Annotated in this window: 17 protein-coding genes; 9 read left to right on the top strand and 8 right to left on the bottom strand. The window is 72.9% G+C overall.

The features are described from left to right. The first annotated feature begins 3 nt into the window (after window positions 1–3). Together ACTJKO_RS08915 and ACTJKO_RS08910 are read left to right on the top strand one after the other, a co-directional pair. On the top strand, window positions 4–1,287 hold the full coding sequence (locus tag ACTJKO_RS08915; protein WP_440687811.1) for a sensor histidine kinase: 1,284 nt from the start codon (window positions 4–6) through the stop codon (window positions 1,285–1,287). Continuing rightward, on the top strand, window positions 1,284–2,333 hold the full coding sequence (locus tag ACTJKO_RS08910) for a hypothetical protein (RefSeq protein WP_440687809.1): 1,050 nt from the start codon (window positions 1,284–1,286) through the stop codon (window positions 2,331–2,333). Before ACTJKO_RS08915 ends, ACTJKO_RS08910 begins: the two co-directional genes overlap by 4 nt. Window positions 2,334–2,705: 372 nt before the next feature. Here ACTJKO_RS08910 and ACTJKO_RS08905 read toward each other — a convergent pair whose 3' ends face one another. After that, window positions 2,706–2,972: an acyl-CoA carboxylase subunit epsilon gene (locus ACTJKO_RS08905; RefSeq protein ID WP_440687807.1), complete on the bottom strand. Its 267-nt coding sequence runs from the start codon at window positions 2,970–2,972 to the stop codon at window positions 2,706–2,708. After that, a complete protein-coding gene (locus tag ACTJKO_RS08900) occupies window positions 2,972–4,567 on the bottom strand; it encodes an acyl-CoA carboxylase subunit beta (protein WP_440687805.1) in 1,596 nt (531 codons plus the stop codon). Before ACTJKO_RS08900 ends, ACTJKO_RS08905 begins: the two co-directional genes overlap by 1 nt. Window positions 4,568–4,641: 74 nt before the next feature. On the opposite strand from ACTJKO_RS08900, the gene ACTJKO_RS08895 reads away from it, so the two are divergent. From ACTJKO_RS08895 to ACTJKO_RS08885, 3 genes are read left to right on the top strand one after another with little or no spacing between them, the layout of a single operon-like run. Further along, window positions 4,642–5,496: a biotin--[acetyl-CoA-carboxylase] ligase gene (locus ACTJKO_RS08895; protein WP_440687803.1), complete on the top strand. Its 855-nt coding sequence runs from the start codon at window positions 4,642–4,644 to the stop codon at window positions 5,494–5,496. Window positions 5,497–5,500: 4 nt separating this feature from the next. Further along, the gene (locus tag ACTJKO_RS08890) at window positions 5,501–6,049 is read left to right on the top strand and encodes a PH domain-containing protein (protein ID WP_440687801.1); all 549 of its coding nucleotides are present in this window, start codon (window positions 5,501–5,503) and stop codon (window positions 6,047–6,049) included. Between the two features lie 52 nt (window positions 6,050–6,101). Beyond that, entirely contained in the window at window positions 6,102–7,409 is a 1,308-nt protein-coding gene (locus ACTJKO_RS08885) for a UDP-glucose dehydrogenase family protein (RefSeq protein WP_440687799.1), read from the top strand. A gap of 114 nt (window positions 7,410–7,523) precedes the next feature. Here the strand turns inward: ACTJKO_RS08885 and ACTJKO_RS08880 are convergent, their stop codons facing one another. Then, window positions 7,524–8,015, bottom strand: a complete 492-nt coding sequence (locus ACTJKO_RS08880) for a GtrA family protein (protein WP_440687797.1) — start codon at window positions 8,013–8,015, stop codon at window positions 7,524–7,526. Window positions 8,016–8,149: 134 nt separating this feature from the next. On the opposite strand from ACTJKO_RS08880, the gene ACTJKO_RS08875 reads away from it, so the two are divergent. From ACTJKO_RS08875 to purE, 3 genes are all read left to right on the top strand, one after another. After that, window positions 8,150–9,286: a 5-(carboxyamino)imidazole ribonucleotide synthase gene (locus ACTJKO_RS08875; protein ID WP_440687795.1), complete on the top strand. Its 1,137-nt coding sequence runs from the start codon at window positions 8,150–8,152 to the stop codon at window positions 9,284–9,286. A gap of 124 nt (window positions 9,287–9,410) precedes the next feature. After that, complete coding sequence (locus ACTJKO_RS08870; RefSeq protein ID WP_440687793.1) at window positions 9,411–10,904, top strand: glycoside hydrolase family 6 protein; 1,494 nt, start codon at window positions 9,411–9,413, stop codon at window positions 10,902–10,904. A gap of 41 nt (window positions 10,905–10,945) precedes the next feature. After that, the gene (gene purE, locus ACTJKO_RS08865; protein WP_440687791.1) at window positions 10,946–11,458 is read left to right on the top strand and encodes a 5-(carboxyamino)imidazole ribonucleotide mutase; all 513 of its coding nucleotides are present in this window, start codon (window positions 10,946–10,948) and stop codon (window positions 11,456–11,458) included. Window positions 11,459–11,518: 60 nt separating this feature from the next. Here purE and ACTJKO_RS08860 read toward each other — a convergent pair whose 3' ends face one another. The 3 genes from ACTJKO_RS08860 to ACTJKO_RS08850 form a co-directional block, all read right to left on the bottom strand. Continuing rightward, complete coding sequence (locus ACTJKO_RS08860) at window positions 11,519–12,190, bottom strand: hypothetical protein (protein WP_440687789.1); 672 nt, start codon at window positions 12,188–12,190, stop codon at window positions 11,519–11,521. A gap of 103 nt (window positions 12,191–12,293) precedes the next feature. After that, the gene (locus tag ACTJKO_RS08855; protein ID WP_440687787.1) at window positions 12,294–13,436 is read right to left on the bottom strand and encodes a glycosyltransferase family 4 protein; all 1,143 of its coding nucleotides are present in this window, start codon (window positions 13,434–13,436) and stop codon (window positions 12,294–12,296) included. A 143-nt stretch (window positions 13,437–13,579) separates the two neighbouring features. After that, entirely contained in the window at window positions 13,580–14,575 is a 996-nt protein-coding gene (locus ACTJKO_RS08850) for a lysylphosphatidylglycerol synthase domain-containing protein (RefSeq protein WP_440687785.1), read from the bottom strand. Between the two features lie 20 nt (window positions 14,576–14,595). Here ACTJKO_RS08850 and ACTJKO_RS08845 point away from each other — a divergent pair, with 20 nt between their 5' ends. Continuing rightward, window positions 14,596–15,756, top strand: coding sequence for a glycosyltransferase (locus ACTJKO_RS08845; protein ID WP_440687783.1), 1,161 nt, complete (start codon window positions 14,596–14,598; stop codon window positions 15,754–15,756). A gap of 88 nt (window positions 15,757–15,844) precedes the next feature. Here the strand turns inward: ACTJKO_RS08845 and rfbD are convergent, their stop codons facing one another. After that, on the bottom strand, window positions 15,845–16,696 hold the full coding sequence (gene rfbD / locus ACTJKO_RS08840; RefSeq protein ID WP_440687781.1) for a dTDP-4-dehydrorhamnose reductase: 852 nt from the start codon (window positions 16,694–16,696) through the stop codon (window positions 15,845–15,847). After that, on the bottom strand, window positions 16,693–17,676 hold the full coding sequence (gene rfbB, locus ACTJKO_RS08835; protein WP_440687779.1) for a dTDP-glucose 4,6-dehydratase: 984 nt from the start codon (window positions 17,674–17,676) through the stop codon (window positions 16,693–16,695). The genes rfbD and rfbB overlap by 4 nt, the downstream gene beginning before the upstream one ends. Window positions 17,677–17,811 lie beyond the last annotated feature (135 nt).

Raw genomic sequence — 17,811 nt, 5'->3', positions numbered from 1 at the left:
AGGATGGCCGCGGCTGACGCTGTGCCCGGGGCCGGGTCGGCGGCCGCAGCACGTCCTGCACGCGCCCCGCGGGAGCCCGCGCCGTTCGGGGCCGACCCCGCACGGAGCGTCCGGGCAACGATCACCCAGGCGTCGCTCGAGCGGGCCTTCACGCTCCTCCTCGCGGTGGCGGCGATCGGCTTCGGCGCCACGACGGCACCGGCGGTCCTCGACCAGCTGCCGTACCTCGACCCGTTCTGGGGGCCCGTCGTCGCCTGTGCGCTGGGAGTGTCGTTCCTGGTGGTCGGCGGGTCGGTCTTCGTGCGGCGCCTCGCGCAGCCCGCGCAGATCGTGTGCGCGCTGCTGTTCCTCGTGGCGCTCGTCACGTGGCCGCTGACGGTGCACGCGCCGATCCCGGCGGACCAGGTGCCGTGGCCGTGGTGGCTCTGCACGGTCGGCTCGACGGCCGCGGCCATGGGTTTCGCGTCGTGGCGGGCGAGTGTCTACACGGCGCTCGTGCCGACCGTGTACGTGGTCATCCGACTCACGCCCGTCGGTGGGGACGCGGGAGCGCGGGCGCTGCTCGACGGCGTGTACACCGCGATCCTCAGCGGCGCCGTCCTGGTCATCATCGTGGTGCTGCGGCGGGCCGCCACGGCGGTGGACGTCGCGCAGGCGACCGCCGTGCGTCGGTACTCGCACGCGATCCGGGAGCACGCGACCGAGGTCGAGCGCGTGCAGGTCGACGCGATCGTGCACGACAGCGTGCTCACGACGCTGCTCTCCGCCGCACGGGCCGAGACCGCCGACGCCGAGCACCTCGCGGCACGCATGGCGCGGAACGCGATCGACCACCTCGAGGCGGCGGCGTCCGACGGCCCGGGGGACGCGCCGCCGGTCTCCGTCGTCGACCTCCGTGCCCGCATCACGGACGCCGTCGCCGCGCTGGCCGCACCGGTCCGGGTGCTGGACGGCGACGTCGCCGCGCTCCGGGTGCCGGCGCCCGTCGCCGACGCGATCGCCTCGGCTGCGCTCCAGGCGGCGGTGAACAGCGTGCAGCACGCGGGCGGCGCCGACGTCGACCGCTGGGTCCGGGTGGAGCAGCGCGGCATCGGGGTCCACGTCGAGGTCGGTGACGACGGTGCCGGGTTCGACGTCCGGACGATCCCGGCCGAACGACTCGGGGTCCGCCGGTCGATCGTGGAGCGTGTGGTCGCGGTGGAGGGGACGGCCGAGATCGTGTCCGCGCCGGGAGCGGGGACGCGCGTGCGTCTCGACTGGACTCCGGACACGGGAGGCCGCTCGTGAGGGTCTCCATCCCCGCCGGCGTCGCCATCGGCCTCGCCGCCCTGTTCTCCGTCTACCACCTGTTCCTCGCCGCGACGACGCTGCCGCACGCCCTCGAGGTCGGGCCGGTCGTGACGTGCATGGTGCTGTACGCGGCGGCGACGGGGCTCGCCCTGTTCGTTCCCGGCCGCACGCTGCCGCTGTGGGCGACGTGCTTCTCGCTCGCGACGGCCGTCGTCATGCCGATCATCGCCGCCCCGGCCGTCGAGCTCCGTTCCGGCCCCGGGTACAACACGTGGTGGATCGCGGCGGTCGGCACCCTGATGGTGGTGCTCGTCGTGCGCGGGCGGGCGCCGTTCGCATGGGTGGGCGTGGGTTTCCTCGCCGTGCACACGGTGGCCTGGGCGGGGCTCGGAGCCCTGGGGTCCCTCGGCGTCCTGGGCAGCGTCGCCTGGGTCGTGATCGGGACGGGCTTCACGGCCGCGATGAACCGGGCGACCCGCGTCACCCGGGACTTCGTCCGCGCCGAGCAGGAGACGGCGGACTGGCAGGCGGCGCAGGACGCGCACGTCTTCGAACGGCAGTTCCGCCTCAGCCAGACGACGCGCATGGCCCTGCCGATGCTGCAGCGGATCGTCGACACCGACGGCGACCTCGACGCTGCCGAGCGTGCGGAGTGCCTGCACCTCGAGCAGGCGATCCGGGACGAGATCCGCGGACGCTCCCTGCTGTCCGACGACGTCCGCGCCGAGGTGATGCGCCTGCGACGCCGGGGCGCGACGGTGCAGCTGCACGACGACGGCGGACTCGACGACCTCGACATCGACGACCTCCGTCGGGTGCACGCCCGGATCGCCGAGGCCCTGCACCAGGCACGCGAGGCCGACAACGTCATCGTGCGGACGGTCCCGGAAGGGTCGGAGTCCGCGGTGACCGTGGTGGGGCTCCGACTCGACACGGCGGCGAGCGAGTCGGCAGCGCTGGGGGCGGGGCTGGACGACGAGGACGGCGACGAGGACGACTCCGTGGTCGTCTGGCTCGAGATCCCGCGGCACGAGCACGCCTGAGCCGACGGGTCCGGCAGCGGAGGCCCCGGAAACGGGGAACGGGCCGGTCGTTGCGACCGGCCCGTTCACGACCCGAGTGAGAGCGACAACCCGAATATCGCCCTGACTCGTAGCTGGTGGTGGCGTCGTACCCTAGTCGGCCACCGACCTGCGATGTTCTTCGCTGAAGGACACCGAACACGAACTACTATGCCCGCCGTCCAGGGGTCTGTCAGTCGTCATTATGGGGGACAAATCGCGCATTTTCAGACGGCGTCGAGGGAAGTTGTCCCCCGAGTGAGGGGAGACCGACCAGGGAGTCCGTCCTGCACTGCCGCAGCGGCCCCGGTACCCAGGGGTACACGGTACCGCGTCCCCGTGCGGCCCCCGCGCTCAGCGGAGTGACCGGACCCAGGCACCCTGTCCGTGGTCGAGCGGGTGTCGGAGCCCGCGTGCCGAGGCGTCCCACCCGGCGCGCGGCGACACCGTGATCTCCGGGCGTCCGAGTGCCGCCGCCTCGTCGGCCTGGCGCTGCAGGACGGCGATGACGGCCGCGAGTTCCTCGGGCGTGGGATCACCGGACACCACGCGGACGTCGGCCGTGGCGGACACGGTCGTCTCGTGGGGCACCGCGGGGACGGCGGCGGCGTGGCGGCCCATCAGAGGGGGATGTTCCCGTGCTTCTTGGGCGGCAACGAGGCGCGCTTGCCGCGGAGCGCCCGCAGGGCCTTCACCACGGACACGCGGGTCGCGTGCGGCTGGATGATGCCGTCGAGCTCACCACGCTCGGCCGCGAGGTACGGCGACGCGACGTTGTACGTGTACTCGTTCGCGAGCTTGGCGCGCACGGCGGCGACGTCCTCCCCGGACTCCTCGGCACGCTTGATCTCGGAGCGGTACAGGATGTTGACCGCGCCCTGGCCACCCATGACGGCGATCTCGGCGGTCGGCCACGCCAGGTTGATGTCCGCGCCGAGCTGCTTCGAGCCCATCACGATGTACGCGCCGCCGTACGCCTTCCGCGTGATGACGGTGACGAGCGGCACGGTGGCCTCGGCGTACGCGTACAGGAGCTTGGCGCCGCGGCGGATGACGCCGGTCCACTCCTGGTCGGTGCCGGGCAGGTACCCCGGCACGTCGACGAGGGTGAGGATCGGGATGCCGAACGCGTCGCAGAACCGCACGAAGCGCGCGGCCTTCTCGCCGGCGTCGATGTTCAGCGTGCCGGCCATCGCCTGCGGCTGGTTGGCGATGATGCCGACCGTGCGGCCCTCGACCCGACCGAAGCCGATGAGGATGTTCGGCGCGAAGAGCGGCTGGACCTCGAGGAACTCGCCGTCGTCGACGACGTGCTCGATGATCGTGGTGACGTCGTACGGCTGGTTCGTCGAGTCCGGGATGACGACGTCGAGTTCGCGGTCGGCGTCGGTGGTCTCCAGCTCGGGAGCGACGTCGTACGCGGGCGCGTCGGACAGGTTGTTGTCCGGCAGGAACCCGATGAGGGACCGCGCGTAGTCGAGGGCGTCGGTCTCGTCCTCGGCGAGGTAGTGGGCGACACCCGAGACGGCGTTGTGCGTCTGTGCGCCGCCGAGCTCCTCGAAGCCGACGTCCTCGCCGGTGACGGTCTTGATGACGTCCGGCCCGGTGACGAACATGTGGCTCGTCTTGTCGACCATGATCACGAAGTCCGTCAGGGCGGGGGAGTACACCGCGCCGCCCGCTGCCGGGCCCATCACGATGGAGATCTGCGGGATGACGCCGGAGGCCCGGGTGTTGAGGCGGAAGATCTCGCCGTACTTGCCGAGCGCGACCACGCCTTCCTGGATGCGGGCGCCGCCGGAGTCGAGGATGCCGATGATCGGGACGCCCGTCTTCAGCGCGTGCTCCATGACCTTGACGATCTTCTCGCCGGCGACCTCGCCGAGGGAGCCGCCGAAGACCGTGAAGTCCTGCGCGTACACCGCGACGTTCCGGCCGTGGATGGTGCCGACGCCCGTGACGACCGCGTCGCCGTAGGGGCGCTTCGACTCCATGCCGAACGCGTGCGTGCGGTGTCGGACGAACTCGTCGAACTCCACGAAGGAGTTGTCGTCGAGCAGCTGCTCGATGCGTTCGCGGGCCGTGCCCTTGCCCTTGGCGTGCTGCTTCGCGATGGCGGCCTCGCCCGCGGCGGTCACGGCTTCGTGGTACCGCTCGCGGAGATCGGCGAGCCGGCCGGCCGTCGTCGAGAGATCGGGGGTGTCTCCTGAAGTCACCCGCTCACCCTACCGGCGGCGAGCACGGCGTCGGTTGGAGGACCCCCACGGTTCCTGCCCGTAGATTTGCGTGCATGTCCACATCCGCGTCGCCGACCTTCCCCACCAGCCGAGCGGCCGTCCGTGCGGCCGGTGCGACCTTCGCGGCACCGGAGACGACGGGTTCGACGAACGCCGACTTGCTGACGCGGGCGCCGGAGGTGCCGCACGGCAGCGTCCTGGTGACCCTCGACCAGACGGCGGGCCGCGGCCGCCTCGACCGGACGTGGTCCGCACCCGCCGGCGAGACGCTCGCGGCGAGCGTGCTCGTCCGCGCCGATCTCGACGAACGCGACCGCGGTTGGCTCCCGCTCGTCGCGGGCGCGGCGATGCGCGATGCCGTCGCCGGCGTGCTGGCGGACGACCAGTCCGACGACGTGCCCGACGTGGCGGGGACGACCCGTGCCTCCCGGCCCGCCCCGCGTGTCGTCGTGAAGTGGCCGAACGACGTCCAGGTGGACGGCCGCAAGCTGTGCGGCATCCTGTGCCAGGTCGCCGCAGACGGCAGCGTCGTGGTCGGCGCGGGGGTGAACCTGACGATCCCGGCCGACCGGTTGCCGACGCCGACCTCCACGTCGCTCGCCGTGGCGGGCGCGCGCGGGTCCGCGGCGGACCTCGCCGACCGGGTCCTGACCACGTTCCACGGGGGTGTCCTGGAGGCGGTGGCCGCCCTGGTCGCGGGCGGCGCCGGTGCCGAGGCGGTGCGGTCCCACGTCCGGTCGGCCTGCGGCACGATCGGACAGCGCGTCCGACTCGAACTGCCCGACGGCACGGCCGAGGAGGCGGACGCCATCGGCATCGACGACGAGGGGCGCATCACGATCCGGGATCGACACGGTGCCACCAGGGGCGTCGCGGTGGGGGACGTCACCCACCTGCGGTATGCATGACCGCATGACCGACGAGCCGCCGCCCGAACGCGTCGTCGCACGCCTGCGGCCGCACGCGCGTCGGCTGGTGCGGCCGACGGTGTTCGTCGTGCTGGTGGTGCTCGCGGGCGGGTTCGGGTTCGGCGTGTTCCGCGCCCAACTCGCGTGGCTCAACGCCGTGGTCGCAGCCCTCGTCCTCGTCCTCGTGTTCGTCGGCGGCGCCGTGCCCCTGTTCCGGTGGATGTCCGAGCGCTACGTGGTGACCACGCGGCGGCTCGTCGTCGTGCACGGCCTCGGCACGCGCACCCGGCGGGAGCTGCTGCACTCCCGGGGGTACGACGTGACGGTCCGGCGCCGTGGGCTGCAGGGGCTGTTCCGCTCCGGTGACGTCCTCGTCTTCCCCGGCGACGAACCGGCGCTCGTGCTCGGTGACGTCCCGCACGCCGACCTCGTGGTGGCGGTCCTGCACGACATGGTCGAGGCGTACGAGGCCCGCCGCCGACACCGCGAACCCGACTGGGACGAGATCGTCGGCGGCGCGGACCGTCCGGAGTGGGGCGACGTCCGGCCCTGACCGGCCCATCGCACTCGGAGGAAGTTCGACGAGAACCCGGTACCGTCGTCCCGTGCGTATCTCTGTCATCGGCTGCGGCTACCTCGGTGCCGTGCACGCCGCCTCAATGGCCAAGCTCGGACACGACGTCGTCGCGGTCGACGTCGACCCCGTCAAGATCGAACGGCTCGCCGCGGGCGAGGCCCCGTTCTTCGAGCCCGGGCTCCCCGAGATCCTGACCGAGGCCCTCGAGTCGGGCCGTATCCGCTTCACGACCGACATGGCCGAGGTGGCCGGCGCCAGCGTGCACTTCCTCGCCGTCGGCACCCCGCAGGGACCGACCGGCGCAGCAGACCTCACCTACGTCGACGCCGCGGTCGACGCGCTCGTGCCGCACCTCGCCGCGGGCGAGTTCGTCGTCGGCAAGTCCACCGTCCCGGTCGGCACCGCCGCACGACTGGCCGCCCAGGTCGAGGCCGCGGTGCCCGGAGCCTCGCTCGTCTGGAACCCCGAGTTCCTGCGCGAGGGCTTCGCCGTGCAGGACACGATCTCACCCGACCGCCTCGTCTACGGCGTGCCCGCGGGCGAGACCGGCGAGCGCGCCGTCGCCCTCCTCGACGAGGTCTACGCGACCACCCTGTCCGAGGGCACGCCGCGCCTCGTGGTCGACCTCGCAACGGCCGAGCTCGTCAAGGTCAGCGCGAACGCGTTCCTCGCGACGAAGATCTCCTTCATCAACGCGATGGCCGAGATCGCCGAGGTGGTCGGCGCCGACGTGACGGCGCTCGCCGACGCGATCGGGCACGACGCCCGGATCGGCCGGAAGTTCCTGAACGCCGGTCTCGGGTTCGGCGGCGGATGCCTGCCGAAGGACATCCGCGCGTTCCAGGCGCGGGCGACCGAGCTCGGCGTGCCCGAGTCGCTCGCGTTCCTCGCCGACGTCGACGCGATCAACCTGCGCCGTCGCGACCACGTGGTGGAGCTCGCGCACGAGGCCCTCGGCGGTGACGTCACCGGCAAGCGGGTGGCCGTGCTGGGGCTGGCGTTCAAGCCGAACTCCGACGACGTCCGCGACTCCCCGGCCCTCGACATCGCGGGACGGCTCCTCGGGCACGGTGCCACGGTGGTCGCGTACGACCCTGAGGCCGTCCTCACCGCGCGCCGGGTCCACCCGGAGCTCGACTACGTCGAGAGCGCCGCGGATGCGCTCCGCGACGCCGACCTCGTGCTCGTCCTCACCGAGTGGAACGAGTTCCGCGAACTCGACCCCGCCGACGCAGCCGCACTCGTGTCGACCCCCGTCGTGATCGACGGCCGCAACTGCCTCGACCGTGACGCCTGGACCGCTGCCGGCTTCACCTACCGGGGGATGGGCCGCTAGCGTCCTCGACCGCGGTGCTCCTCGACGGCGCCGACGACGTGCACGGGCACGGCGTCGGCGCCGTCGACGTGCACGGCGTCGGCGCCGTCGTCCGGGCTCGTCGCGCGGACCGGATCAGGCGTTGGAGGAGACCTGCTGCCCGCCGGCGCCGGTCGGCTCGACGTCCCCGGTCGCGCGGTCGGCGCGGTCCGGGTGGTACACCCACACCTTGTAGAGCCAGAACCGGAACACCGTGCCGAGCACCAGGCCGATGACGTTGCCGGAGATGTTGTCGGCCAGGGCCGAGGTCAGCCCGAGCACGTAGTGCGAGATCCCGAGGCAGCCGAGGGAGATCACCATGCCGCCCAGGGAGACCACCACGAACTCGAGGCCCTCCCGCGCTGCGACGGACCGACGCTGGTCACGGAAGGTCCAGTAGCGGTTGCCCATCCAGTTGACGAAGATCGCCACCACCGTCGAGATGACCTTCGCCCAGAAGGGACCGGAGTGGATCTCGTCGGGGCTGAGGACCGTCGCGCGGAGCACGTTGAAGATGAGTGTGTCGACGACGAAGCCGACGGCACCGACGACGCCGAACCGAGCCAGTTGGGCAATCAGACGCCGCACGTGTTCTCCATGGTCCGTAGAGTTGGGGATGGTCGCGGTGGCGCGACCAGACGGTCGCCTGTGGACGACCCGAAGAGCGATTGTAGACAGTGCGTTCCCGCCGGAAGGTGTGAACGACGGAAGGAACACTCAGCATGGCGTTGCGCGTCGGGGTCGTCGGTGGGGGTCAGCTGGCACGGATGATGGTGCCCGCGGCCGTGGAACTCGGGATCGACATCCGCGTCCTGGCCGAGGGGCCGGGCATGTCGGCAGCGATCGCCGCCACCGCCGAGGGGGACTACCACGACGCCGAGACCGTGCTCGCCTTCGCTGCGGACGTCGACGTCGTCACGTTCGACCACGAGCACGTGCCTCAGGACGTCCTCCGCGCCCTCGTCGACGCCGGGGTCGCCGTGCGTCCGGGGCCGGAGCCGTTGGCCGTCGCGCAGGACAAGATCACGATGCGCACACGTCTGACCGAGCTCGGACTGCCGGTGCCGGACTGGGCCGCCGTGCAGGATCCCGACGAACTGCAGGCGTTCCTCGACGACCACGGCGGCCGTGCCGTCGTCAAGACCGCGCGTGGCGGGTACGACGGCAAGGGCGTCCGGGTCGTGTCGGACCCCGCGGACGTGTCCGACTGGTTCATCGCGGTCGCGGAGGCCGGAGGCGGGCAGGCCCTGCTGGTCGAGGAGCTCGTGCCGTTCACCCGGGAGCTCGCACAGTCCGTCGCTCGCCGTCCCTCCGGCGAGGTGGTCGCGTGGCCGCTCGTCGAGACGGTGCAGCGCGACGGGGTCTGCGCCGAGGTGTTCGCGCCCGCGCCGGACAGCGCCGGACGCATCGCGGACACCGCCGAGGACATCGCGGTGCGGATCGCGACCGAGTTGGGCGTCACCGGCGTGCTGGCGGTCGAGCTGTTCCAGACGGAGGACGAGCGGATCCTCATCAACGAGCTCGCGATGCGGCCGCACAACACCGGCCACTGGTCGATCGACGGCGCGACGACGAGCCAGTTCGAGCAGCACCTGCGCGCGGTCCTCGACCTGCCGCTCGGTGCGACGGGGACGCACGCGCCGTCCGCCGTGATGGTGAACGTGCTCGGCGGCCCGGCCGACGGCGACCTGGCGGCGCGGTACCCGGCGGCGCTCGAGGCCTTCCCCGAGGCGAAGTACCACTTCTACGGCAAGGATCCGCGTCCGGGCCGGAAGATCGGCCACGTGACCGTGATCGGCGACGACCTCGACGACGTCACCTACCGCGCCCGGGCGGCGGCCGCGCACTTCGACGACTGAGCTCCGCGGTCCGCAGAACGCCGGACACCCGCTCGGGTGGCACCCGATCTGGCGTGTGTACGGGGGCCGGGAGCGCGTGCTCCCATGGACCGGTCAGAGGCCGACCAGTCCGAGGAGTCCCGTCATGCGCCGCGTCAGCGTGCCCGCCACGTCCGTCCCACTCGCCACGCTCGGCGCGCTCGTCGCCGGCGCAGCGGTCGTCGTGGGAGGGCTGACGCCCACGGCGACGGCAGCGACGGCAGCGACGGCAGCGACGGCCGCCCCGACGACCGCCGCCTCGATGCGGGCCGCCGCAACGGCGACACTGTTCGGGAAGGGCCCCCACCGGTCCGACACCAGCGAGGCCGCGAAGCAGGCCGCCGCGCTCGCGACGTCCGACCCGGCCGGAGCCGCGGCGGCGAAGACCATCGCCCAGTACCCCGTCGCCACGTGGCTCGGCGACTGGACGCAGGGCACCACCCTCACCAAGACGATCGACACGGCCGTCGCCGCTGCCGACCGGGAGGGCACCACCGCGGTGTTCGTCACCTACGCGATCCCGGACCGTGACTGCGGCGGGCACTCCGCGGGTGGCCTGGACGAAGCCGCGTACACGGCGTGGGTGGACCAGATCGTGACGCACGTCGCCCGGCACCGGGCCGCGGTCATCGTCGAACCCGACTCCCTCGCGATGCTCAGCAACAGCGCCTGCGACGCGTCGCTCGGGCAGCAGCGGTTCCGGATCCTCTCCCGCGAGGTCGCCGCGTTCACCGCCGCCGGGGTGCCCGCCTACCTCGACGCCGGGAACTCGAACTGGGTGCCCCCGACGGTGATGGCCGCACGGCTGCAGAGCGCCGGGGTGCAGGACGCCCGCGGGTTCTTCACCGACGTGGCGAACTACTACCCGACCGAGCAGGAACAGGCCTACGCCGAGAAGGTGTCCGCGCTCACCGGGGGCTCGCACTACGTGATCGACACCTCCCGGAACGGGCAGGGCTGGCGGGGGACCTGGTGCAACGCCGCGGGCGCCGGCCTGGGGACGTCGCCGCGGATCGTCTCCGACGGCACGGGCCTCGACGCGCTCCTCTGGGTGAAGACCCCCGGCGCGAGCGACGGCGCCTGCAACGGCGGTCCGGCTGCGGGCAAGTGGTGGTCGGCGTACGCGCAGACCCTGGTCGCGAACGGCCGCCTCGGCACGCCTGCGACGAGCGCCCCGGTGGCGACGACCGCCCCGGTCACGACGCCGGCCCCGGTCGCGACGCCGGCTCCGGTGGCGACGACCGCCCCGGTCGTGACGCCGGCTCCGGCGGCCGCCGCGTCGTCGGCGCCGCAGGCGAAGCGGGACTCGGCCACCTCGAGCGCCAAGCGCCGCCTGACCGTGCGGGGGTGGGCCTTCGACCGTGACGACACCACCAAGCCGGTGACGGTCCGGATGACGGTGGACGGGAAGGCGGTCGGGGCGTGGCCCGCGAACGCCTCGCGGCCGGACGTCGACCGCGTGCACGCCGTCGGCCGGAACCACGGCTACGAGGTGACCGTGGCGGCCGCGAGCGGGAAGCGCACGGTGTGCCTGACCGCGATCGGCCTCGGAGCCGGCGGCGACACGTCGATCGGGTGCACCGTGGTCACGGTGCGCTGACCCGCCGACCTGCCCGCCACGCGCTCCAGTAGGCTCGTGCCGTGACCGACACCGCAGCCTCCGCCCAGCCGCTCGTCTCGATCATCATGGGGTCCGACTCGGACTGGCCGACCATGCGCGCCGCCGCCGACACCCTGACGGAACTCGGCATCGCCTTCGAAGCCGACGTCGTGTCGGCCCACCGGACGCCGGACAAGATGACCCGGTTCGCCCGCGGTGCCGCGGCGCGGGGCATCCGCGTCGTGATCGCCGGTGCCGGGGGAGCGGCGCACCTGCCGGGCATGGTCGCGTCCATGACGACGCTGCCGGTGATCGGCGTGCCCGTGCAGCTCGCGCGCCTGGACGGCCTCGACTCGCTGCTCTCGATCGTGCAGATGCCCGCGGGCATCCCGGTCGCGACGATGGCGATCAACGGTGCGGCGAACGCCGGGCTCCTCGCCGCCCGGATCATCGGGTCGTCCGACCCCGCCGTCGCGACGCGCCTGCAGCAGCACGCCGACGACCTCGAGCGGGTGGTCGAGGAGAAGGCGGCGCGACTCCGCGACGCGCTCTGACACCGGCGCCGGGCCGACGGCGCCGGGCCGACGGCGCCGACGATCGCGCCCGGGCCGGTGTCAGCTCGTCGCGCCGGTGACCCCGTTCACGGTGACGGTCCGAGCAGCCCCGCCGACGGTGACGGCCACCGTCCACGTGGGCGCGGTGCCGCTCCCACCCAGCGTGACCGCGCTGACGGTGCCGCCGGCGGCCGAAGCGGCCCGGGAGGCCGCGGCCGTCGCGTCGACCTTGAGCGCCGCGGCCCGGGCGACGTTCGCCGTCTTGGTCGCCGCGTCGGAGTCCTTCGGGAAGGGGCCGGAGGTGACCCGGTCGAGCGTCGCGGACACGACCGCCTGGGTGAGCGAGCCGTCGGGTCCGTCCACGACGACCGTCCAGGCGTCGCCGGAGCCGGCCAGCGACACGACCGTGCCCCCACCCGCCGCCGCGATGCCCTGCTTCGAGATCTTCCCGAAGTCGACGTTCGCCGGCGCCTGGGCACCGCTCCCGTTCCCGGTGCCGGGCCCGGTCCCGTCGTCAGCGGAGCCGGTCTGGTCGTCGCTCGGGTCGGACGGCTCGGGCGTGGGGAGCGGCGCCGCACTTCGGGTCGGGGTCGACGACGCGGTCGCGGAGGCACTGGCGGACGGCGTGCCGACCGGGGTCTCGCTGCCCGAGCACCCGCTCAGGACAGCGGCCGTCGCGACGCCGAGTGCCATCGAAGCGGTCAGGATCGTGAGCGGGTGTCGACGCGTCATGCTCCGATCTTGGCAGCCGGACGAGCGCCGACAGCCGATGACACGGTCGCGACGCCGGATCGACACACATCCGTGACGGGCACCCCTGCTGGCGCGGCGTCGATCAGAGGTCGGCGTGCAACTGCCAGGTCTCCGACGCCGAGTCCTGCCACGTGAACATGCGCGCACGGTCCGGTCCGGCGATGGCGAGCTGGGCGGCGAGGCGCCGGTCGTTCGCGACCTGGTACACGGCCTGGGCGAGGCGTTCCGAGTAGGACTCACGCGGGTCGCGCGCGACGACCACGCCGGCGTCCGAAGCGACCTCGCACACGGCGGCGTCGTCGGAGTGGATGACCGGGGTGCCGAAGCTCATCGCCTCGATCACGGGGAGCCCGAAGCCCTCGGCGAGACTCGGGAAGACGAACGCCGTGGCGCGGTCGTAGGCGACGGCGAGGTCCGCGTCCTCGATGCGCCCGAGGACCTTGAGCCGTTCCGGTGCGAGGCCAACCCGTTCGGCCTCGCCGTGCACGTCGACGTCGCCCCAACCGTCGGGCCCGGCGATGACCAGCGGGAGTTCCTGCGGTGCGTCCGGGTGCGCCATCGCGGCGATGAGGTGGGCGAGGCCCTTGCGCGGCTCGAGGGTGCCGACGGCGAGGACGTACCGCTCGGGCAGTCCGAGGCGTTCGGCACGGAGGTCCGCGTCGACGGGGAGACGCAGGCGGCCGCTCGGTGCGCCGCCGATCACCCGCAGTCGGTCGCCGAACGGGTGCAGACGGTTCAGCTCCCCGGCGACCGCGTGGGTCGGCACCACGACGGCGTCCGCGTACTTGAACGCGCGTTTCACCATCGCCTTGTGGAAGTGCACGCCTCGGGGCGTGAGGGTCTCCGGATGGGTCCACGGCACCGTGTCGTGGACGGTGACGACCGTCTGGCGGCCGGGCTCGAGCGAGCGATCGTGCTTCACGAGGGGCGCGAGGACGCTCGGGGCGTGCACCATGCCCTGCGAGGCACCCCGGGCGAACCCGGACTGCCAGGCGAGCGCGAGCTCCCGGCGGGGCAGCACCAGGCGTTCGAGGTCGGCGAGCCCGGGGAGGAGCGTGCGCAGCCGGTCGGTGTCCTCGCGCGGTGCTGCGGACACCACCCCGACGACGTCACAGCCGGCGGGTGCGGTGGCGACGAGTTCCCGCGTGAGTTCCTCGGCGTACCGGCCGATGCCACCCGGGACGGGGGCGATCACCTGGTCGACGATCACGCGGAGTGTGGTCATCTCGTGCGGCTCCTCGGTGTGGCTGACTGCGATCCTGACGGCCGCTGGCGGTGCGTCGCACGACCCTACCAGCGGCTCCCGGGCAACTCCTCGACGGTCACCGCGACAGCGACGGCAACGGCGACGGCGACGGCGGCTGCGGACTACTCCGCGGCCGCTCCCGGCTCGACCTGTGCCGTGGACGGCGATCCGGCCGCGGCCCGGGCGCGGCGGTGTCGGCGTTCCCCGAGCACGGCGCCGAGCGCGAACACCAGGTCGACGACGGTGAGCAGCACGCGGGACATCACCGCGACGCTCACCGCGGCCGAGGCACCGAGCGGGACGCCCGCGGTGAGCATCGCCGTGAGCACGGCCTCGCGGCCACCGAGTCCGGCGGGGAGGAAGAAGACGAGGAAGCCGACGAGCCAGGCGAGCGCGTAGGCGCCGATCGCCAGCACCGTGACGCGGAGGTCGACGTGCGCGAGCGGGACGAGCACGAGGGCGATGTGCAGACCGAACACGACCCATGCGAGCGCGGCCCAGCCGAAGGCCCGGAGGACCGCTCCCAGCCGGATGTCGATCGTGCCGAGGTCGCGGCGGGTGACCTTCGACGCCAGGCGGAGGCCGAACCGCAGGACGGCCGGGTGCAGCGCGGCGAGCACGACGGGGACGAGGAGCAGGACGAACCAGTACCGCGCGAAGGCGTCGGGCTGCACGAAGGGGATCGTCACGGCGGCCACGCAGACGCCGGCTCCGCAGCTCACCAGCAGCGTGAGCATGCCGACGGCCACGCTGCGCGCCGGCGGCACCCTGTGTTCCCGTCCGAGGTCGGCCTGGGCGACGATCGGCCAGACGGAGCCGGGGATGTACTTCCCGATCTGGGACAGGAAGAACACCCGTTGCGACGCCGCGAGCGGGATCCGGTGCCCGGCACCCGCCATGAGCGCCCGCCACGACAGGAACGTCACGTACGTCGCCGCCGCGCCGAGGACCAGCGCCGCGACGAGCGTCCACGGGTCCTGCCGACCGAACGCGTCGGCGATGTCGCCGGCGCGCGGGACCAGGAACGCGACGCAGAGCGCCAGGGCGACGAGGAGGGCCACCACCCGGACGACGGTCTTGGCTCGGGAGCGCGGTGCGGGCTGCGGGGCGTCGGTCATTCTCACCTAGGGTTGATCGGGTGCGTCAGGACCTCGACGGCGCGCGCATCGACCGGGAAGGGGCGACACACGTGCGGATCTTGACCTTCGGAACATACCAGGCCTCGGATCACCCTCGGGTGCGCGTCCTCGCCGACGGCCTGCGGTCCCGGGGCCACCTGGTGGCCGAGGCGAACGTGCCGCTGGGGCTGTCCACGCGCGACCGCGTCGCGATGCTCGGGGCCCGATCCGGCGCGCTGCAGATGGCCCGCCGGCTCGCCACGAGTTGGTCACGCCTGGTCGGCAAGGCCCTCCGTGCCCGTCGCTCGGGTCGTCCGGACGCCCTGCTCGTCGGGTACATGGGGCACTTCGACGTGTGGCTCGCCCGCACGCTCTTCCCGCGCACCACGATCGCGCTCGACCACCTGATCTTCGCGGCGACGACCGCGCAGGACCGCGGGGTGGGGGAGGCCGGGCTGAAGCAGCGGCTGCTCCGCTTCCTGGACACGTCGGCGCTCCGCATCGCCGACGTGGTCGTCGTCGACACCGAGGAACACCGCGACCTCGTGCCGGAGGGTCTCCGGTCCAAGGCCGTCGTGGTGCCCGTGGGCGCGCAGGAGGCCTGGTACGACGCAGCGGTGACCGATCGCGCGGAGGGCGCCGGACCGCTCCGCGTGGTCTTCTACGGCCTGTTCACGCCGTTGCAGGGGGCCGAGACGATCGGTGCGGCGATCGGGATGCTGCCGTCGGACGGCAGCGTCACGGTGACGATGATCGGTTCCGGGCAGGACCTCGACGCCGCGCGCGCGGCCGCCGACGGCGGCGCACCGACGGAGTGGATCCCCTGGGTCGACGCCGCGGACCTCCCCGCGCTGGTCGCGAGCCACGACGTCGGCATCGGCATCATGGGAACGACGCCGAAGGCGCTCAAGGTCGTCCCGAACAAGGTCTACCAGTGTGCCGCCGCCGGCCTCGCGGTCGTCACGAGCGACACCGCACCCCAGCGCCGGGCCTTCGGGGACGCCGTCACCGCGGTACCGGCGGGGGATCCGCGGGCGCTCGCCGACGCGGTGCGCGCGCTGGCTGCGGACCGCGAGCTGCTCGCCGGGCGGCGAGCGGCGGCGGCCGCGGCAGCCGAGCGGTTCCGTCCGGAAGCGGCGGTCGCGCCGCTCGACGAGCGGTTGCGGGCGGGCACGCGCTGACCGGAGACGACGGGGGAAGCACTGGAGGCCCGGATCACGTTCCGCGCGCGGCGGACGTGATCCGGGCCTCCAGTCCTTCCCGGGTGGGTCAGGCGTCGAGGACGCCCGCCGACACGGCGGCGCGCAACGCATCGCGCCAGTCGCGCATGGGTGCCAGGCCGGCCCGGGCCCAGCCGTCGTGCCCGAGCACGCTGTACGCGGGACGTGGCGCGGGTCGGACGAACGCCGAGCTGTCCGTCGGTAGGACCCGCTCGGGGTCCAGCCCGACCTCGGCGAAGATCGCCTTCGTGAAGTCGAACCACGAACCCTGACCGGCGTTCGTCCCGTGGTAGGTGCCCGCGGGCGCGTCGGCGTCGACGAGCGCGACGATCTGCCGCGCGAGGTCGCCGGTCCACGTCGGCTGGCCGATCTGGTCGGTCACGACGCTGACGGTCTCGTGCGAGCCGGCGAGCCGGATCATCGTTTTCGCGAAGTTCGGCCCGTGCTCGCCGTACAGCCAGGCACCCCGCACGATGTACGAGGAGTCGGGGGCGATCCGGCGGATCGCCTCCTCGCCGGCGGCCTTCGTGCGCCCGTAGGCGCCGAGCGGGGCGAGCGGGGCGTCCTCCGCGTACGGGGTCGTGCCGGTGCCGTCGAACACGTAGTCGGTGGACACGTGCACGAGCTTCGCGCCGGTCGCTGCCGTCGCGGTCGCGAGGACCTCCGGGCCGCGCGCGTTCACGGCGGCGGCGTCGTCCTCGTGGGACTCGGCGTCGTCGACCTTCGTGTACGCGGCGCTGTTGATCACGACGTCGTGGCCCTCGACCGCGGCGGCCACCGCCCCGGCGTCGGTGATGTCGAGGTCCGCGCGGCTGAGCGCCGTGACGTCACGACCCGCCAGCGCGTGCTGGAGGTCCTGGCCGAGCATGCCGGCGGCCCCGGTGACGAGGAAGCGGGTCACAGCGCGGCGCGTTCCTTGAGCGGCTCCCACCACGCGCGGTTGTCGCGGTACCACTGCACGACGTCGGCGAGACCCTGCTCGAACGGGACCTGCGGCTCGTAGCCGAGCTCGGCCTGGATCTTCGAGATGTCGACCGAGTAGCGGAGGTCGTGGCCGAGGCGGTCCTGCACGCGGTCGACGTACGACCAGTCCTTCCCGGTGGCCTCGAGGAGGAGCTCGGTGAGTTCCTTGTTGGTGAGCTCGGTACCGCCGCCGATGTTGTAGATCTCGCCCGCGCGGCCCTTGGTGAGCACGAGCGCGATGCCGCGGGTGTGGTCGTCGACGTGCAGCCAGTCGCGGACGTTGTTGCCCTCGCCGTAGAGCGGGACGTGCTTGTCGTCGATCAGGTTGGTGACGAAGAGCGGGATGACCTTCTCGGGGAAGTGGTACGGCCCGTAGTTGTTCGAGCAGCGCGTGATCGAGAGGTTGAGTCCGTGCGTGCGGTGGTAGCTGCGCGCGAGCAGGTCGCTGCCGGCCTTCGACGCCGAGTACGGCGAGTTCGGTTCCAGCGGGCGGTCCTCGGCCCACGAACCCTCGCTGATCGAGCCGTAGACCTCGTCGGTGGAGACGTGCACGAACCGCGGCGTGCCGTGGCGGAGTGCGGCGTCGAGCAGCCGCTGGGTGCCGACCACGTTCGTCTCGACGAAGACGCCGGAGTCGCGGACGGAACGGTCGACGTGCGACTCGGCGGCGAAGTGGACGATCGCGTCGATGCCCGGGATCACCTCGTCGAGCTTCGCAGCGTCGGTGATGTCGCCCTGCACGAAGGTGTACCGAGGCGAGTCCGCCACCGGGGCGAGGTTCTCCAGGTTGCCCGAGTAGGTCAGCGCGTCGTAGACGACGACGTCCGCCCCTTCGAGGCCGGGGTAGGCGTCCTGCAGGGTGCGCCGGACGAAGTTCGAGCCGATGAAGCCGGCCCCTCCGGTGACGAGGATCTTCACGGATTGTTCCTTTGTGTCGGTTCAACGGTCGGCGGAGAGTTTAGCGGGTCGGTCCCTGCGGCCTCGGCGGCGTCGGGATCGGCCGGGTTCGGGTCCTCGGCGCTGCCGGTCGTGCCGGCGGTGCCGGTCGTGCCG

It is taken from the genome of Curtobacterium sp. 22159 (assembly GCF_052045775.1).
Lineage (GTDB): Bacteria > Actinomycetota > Actinomycetes > Actinomycetales > Microbacteriaceae > Curtobacterium.
This window is presented reverse-complemented; position numbering and strand designations above follow the sequence as displayed.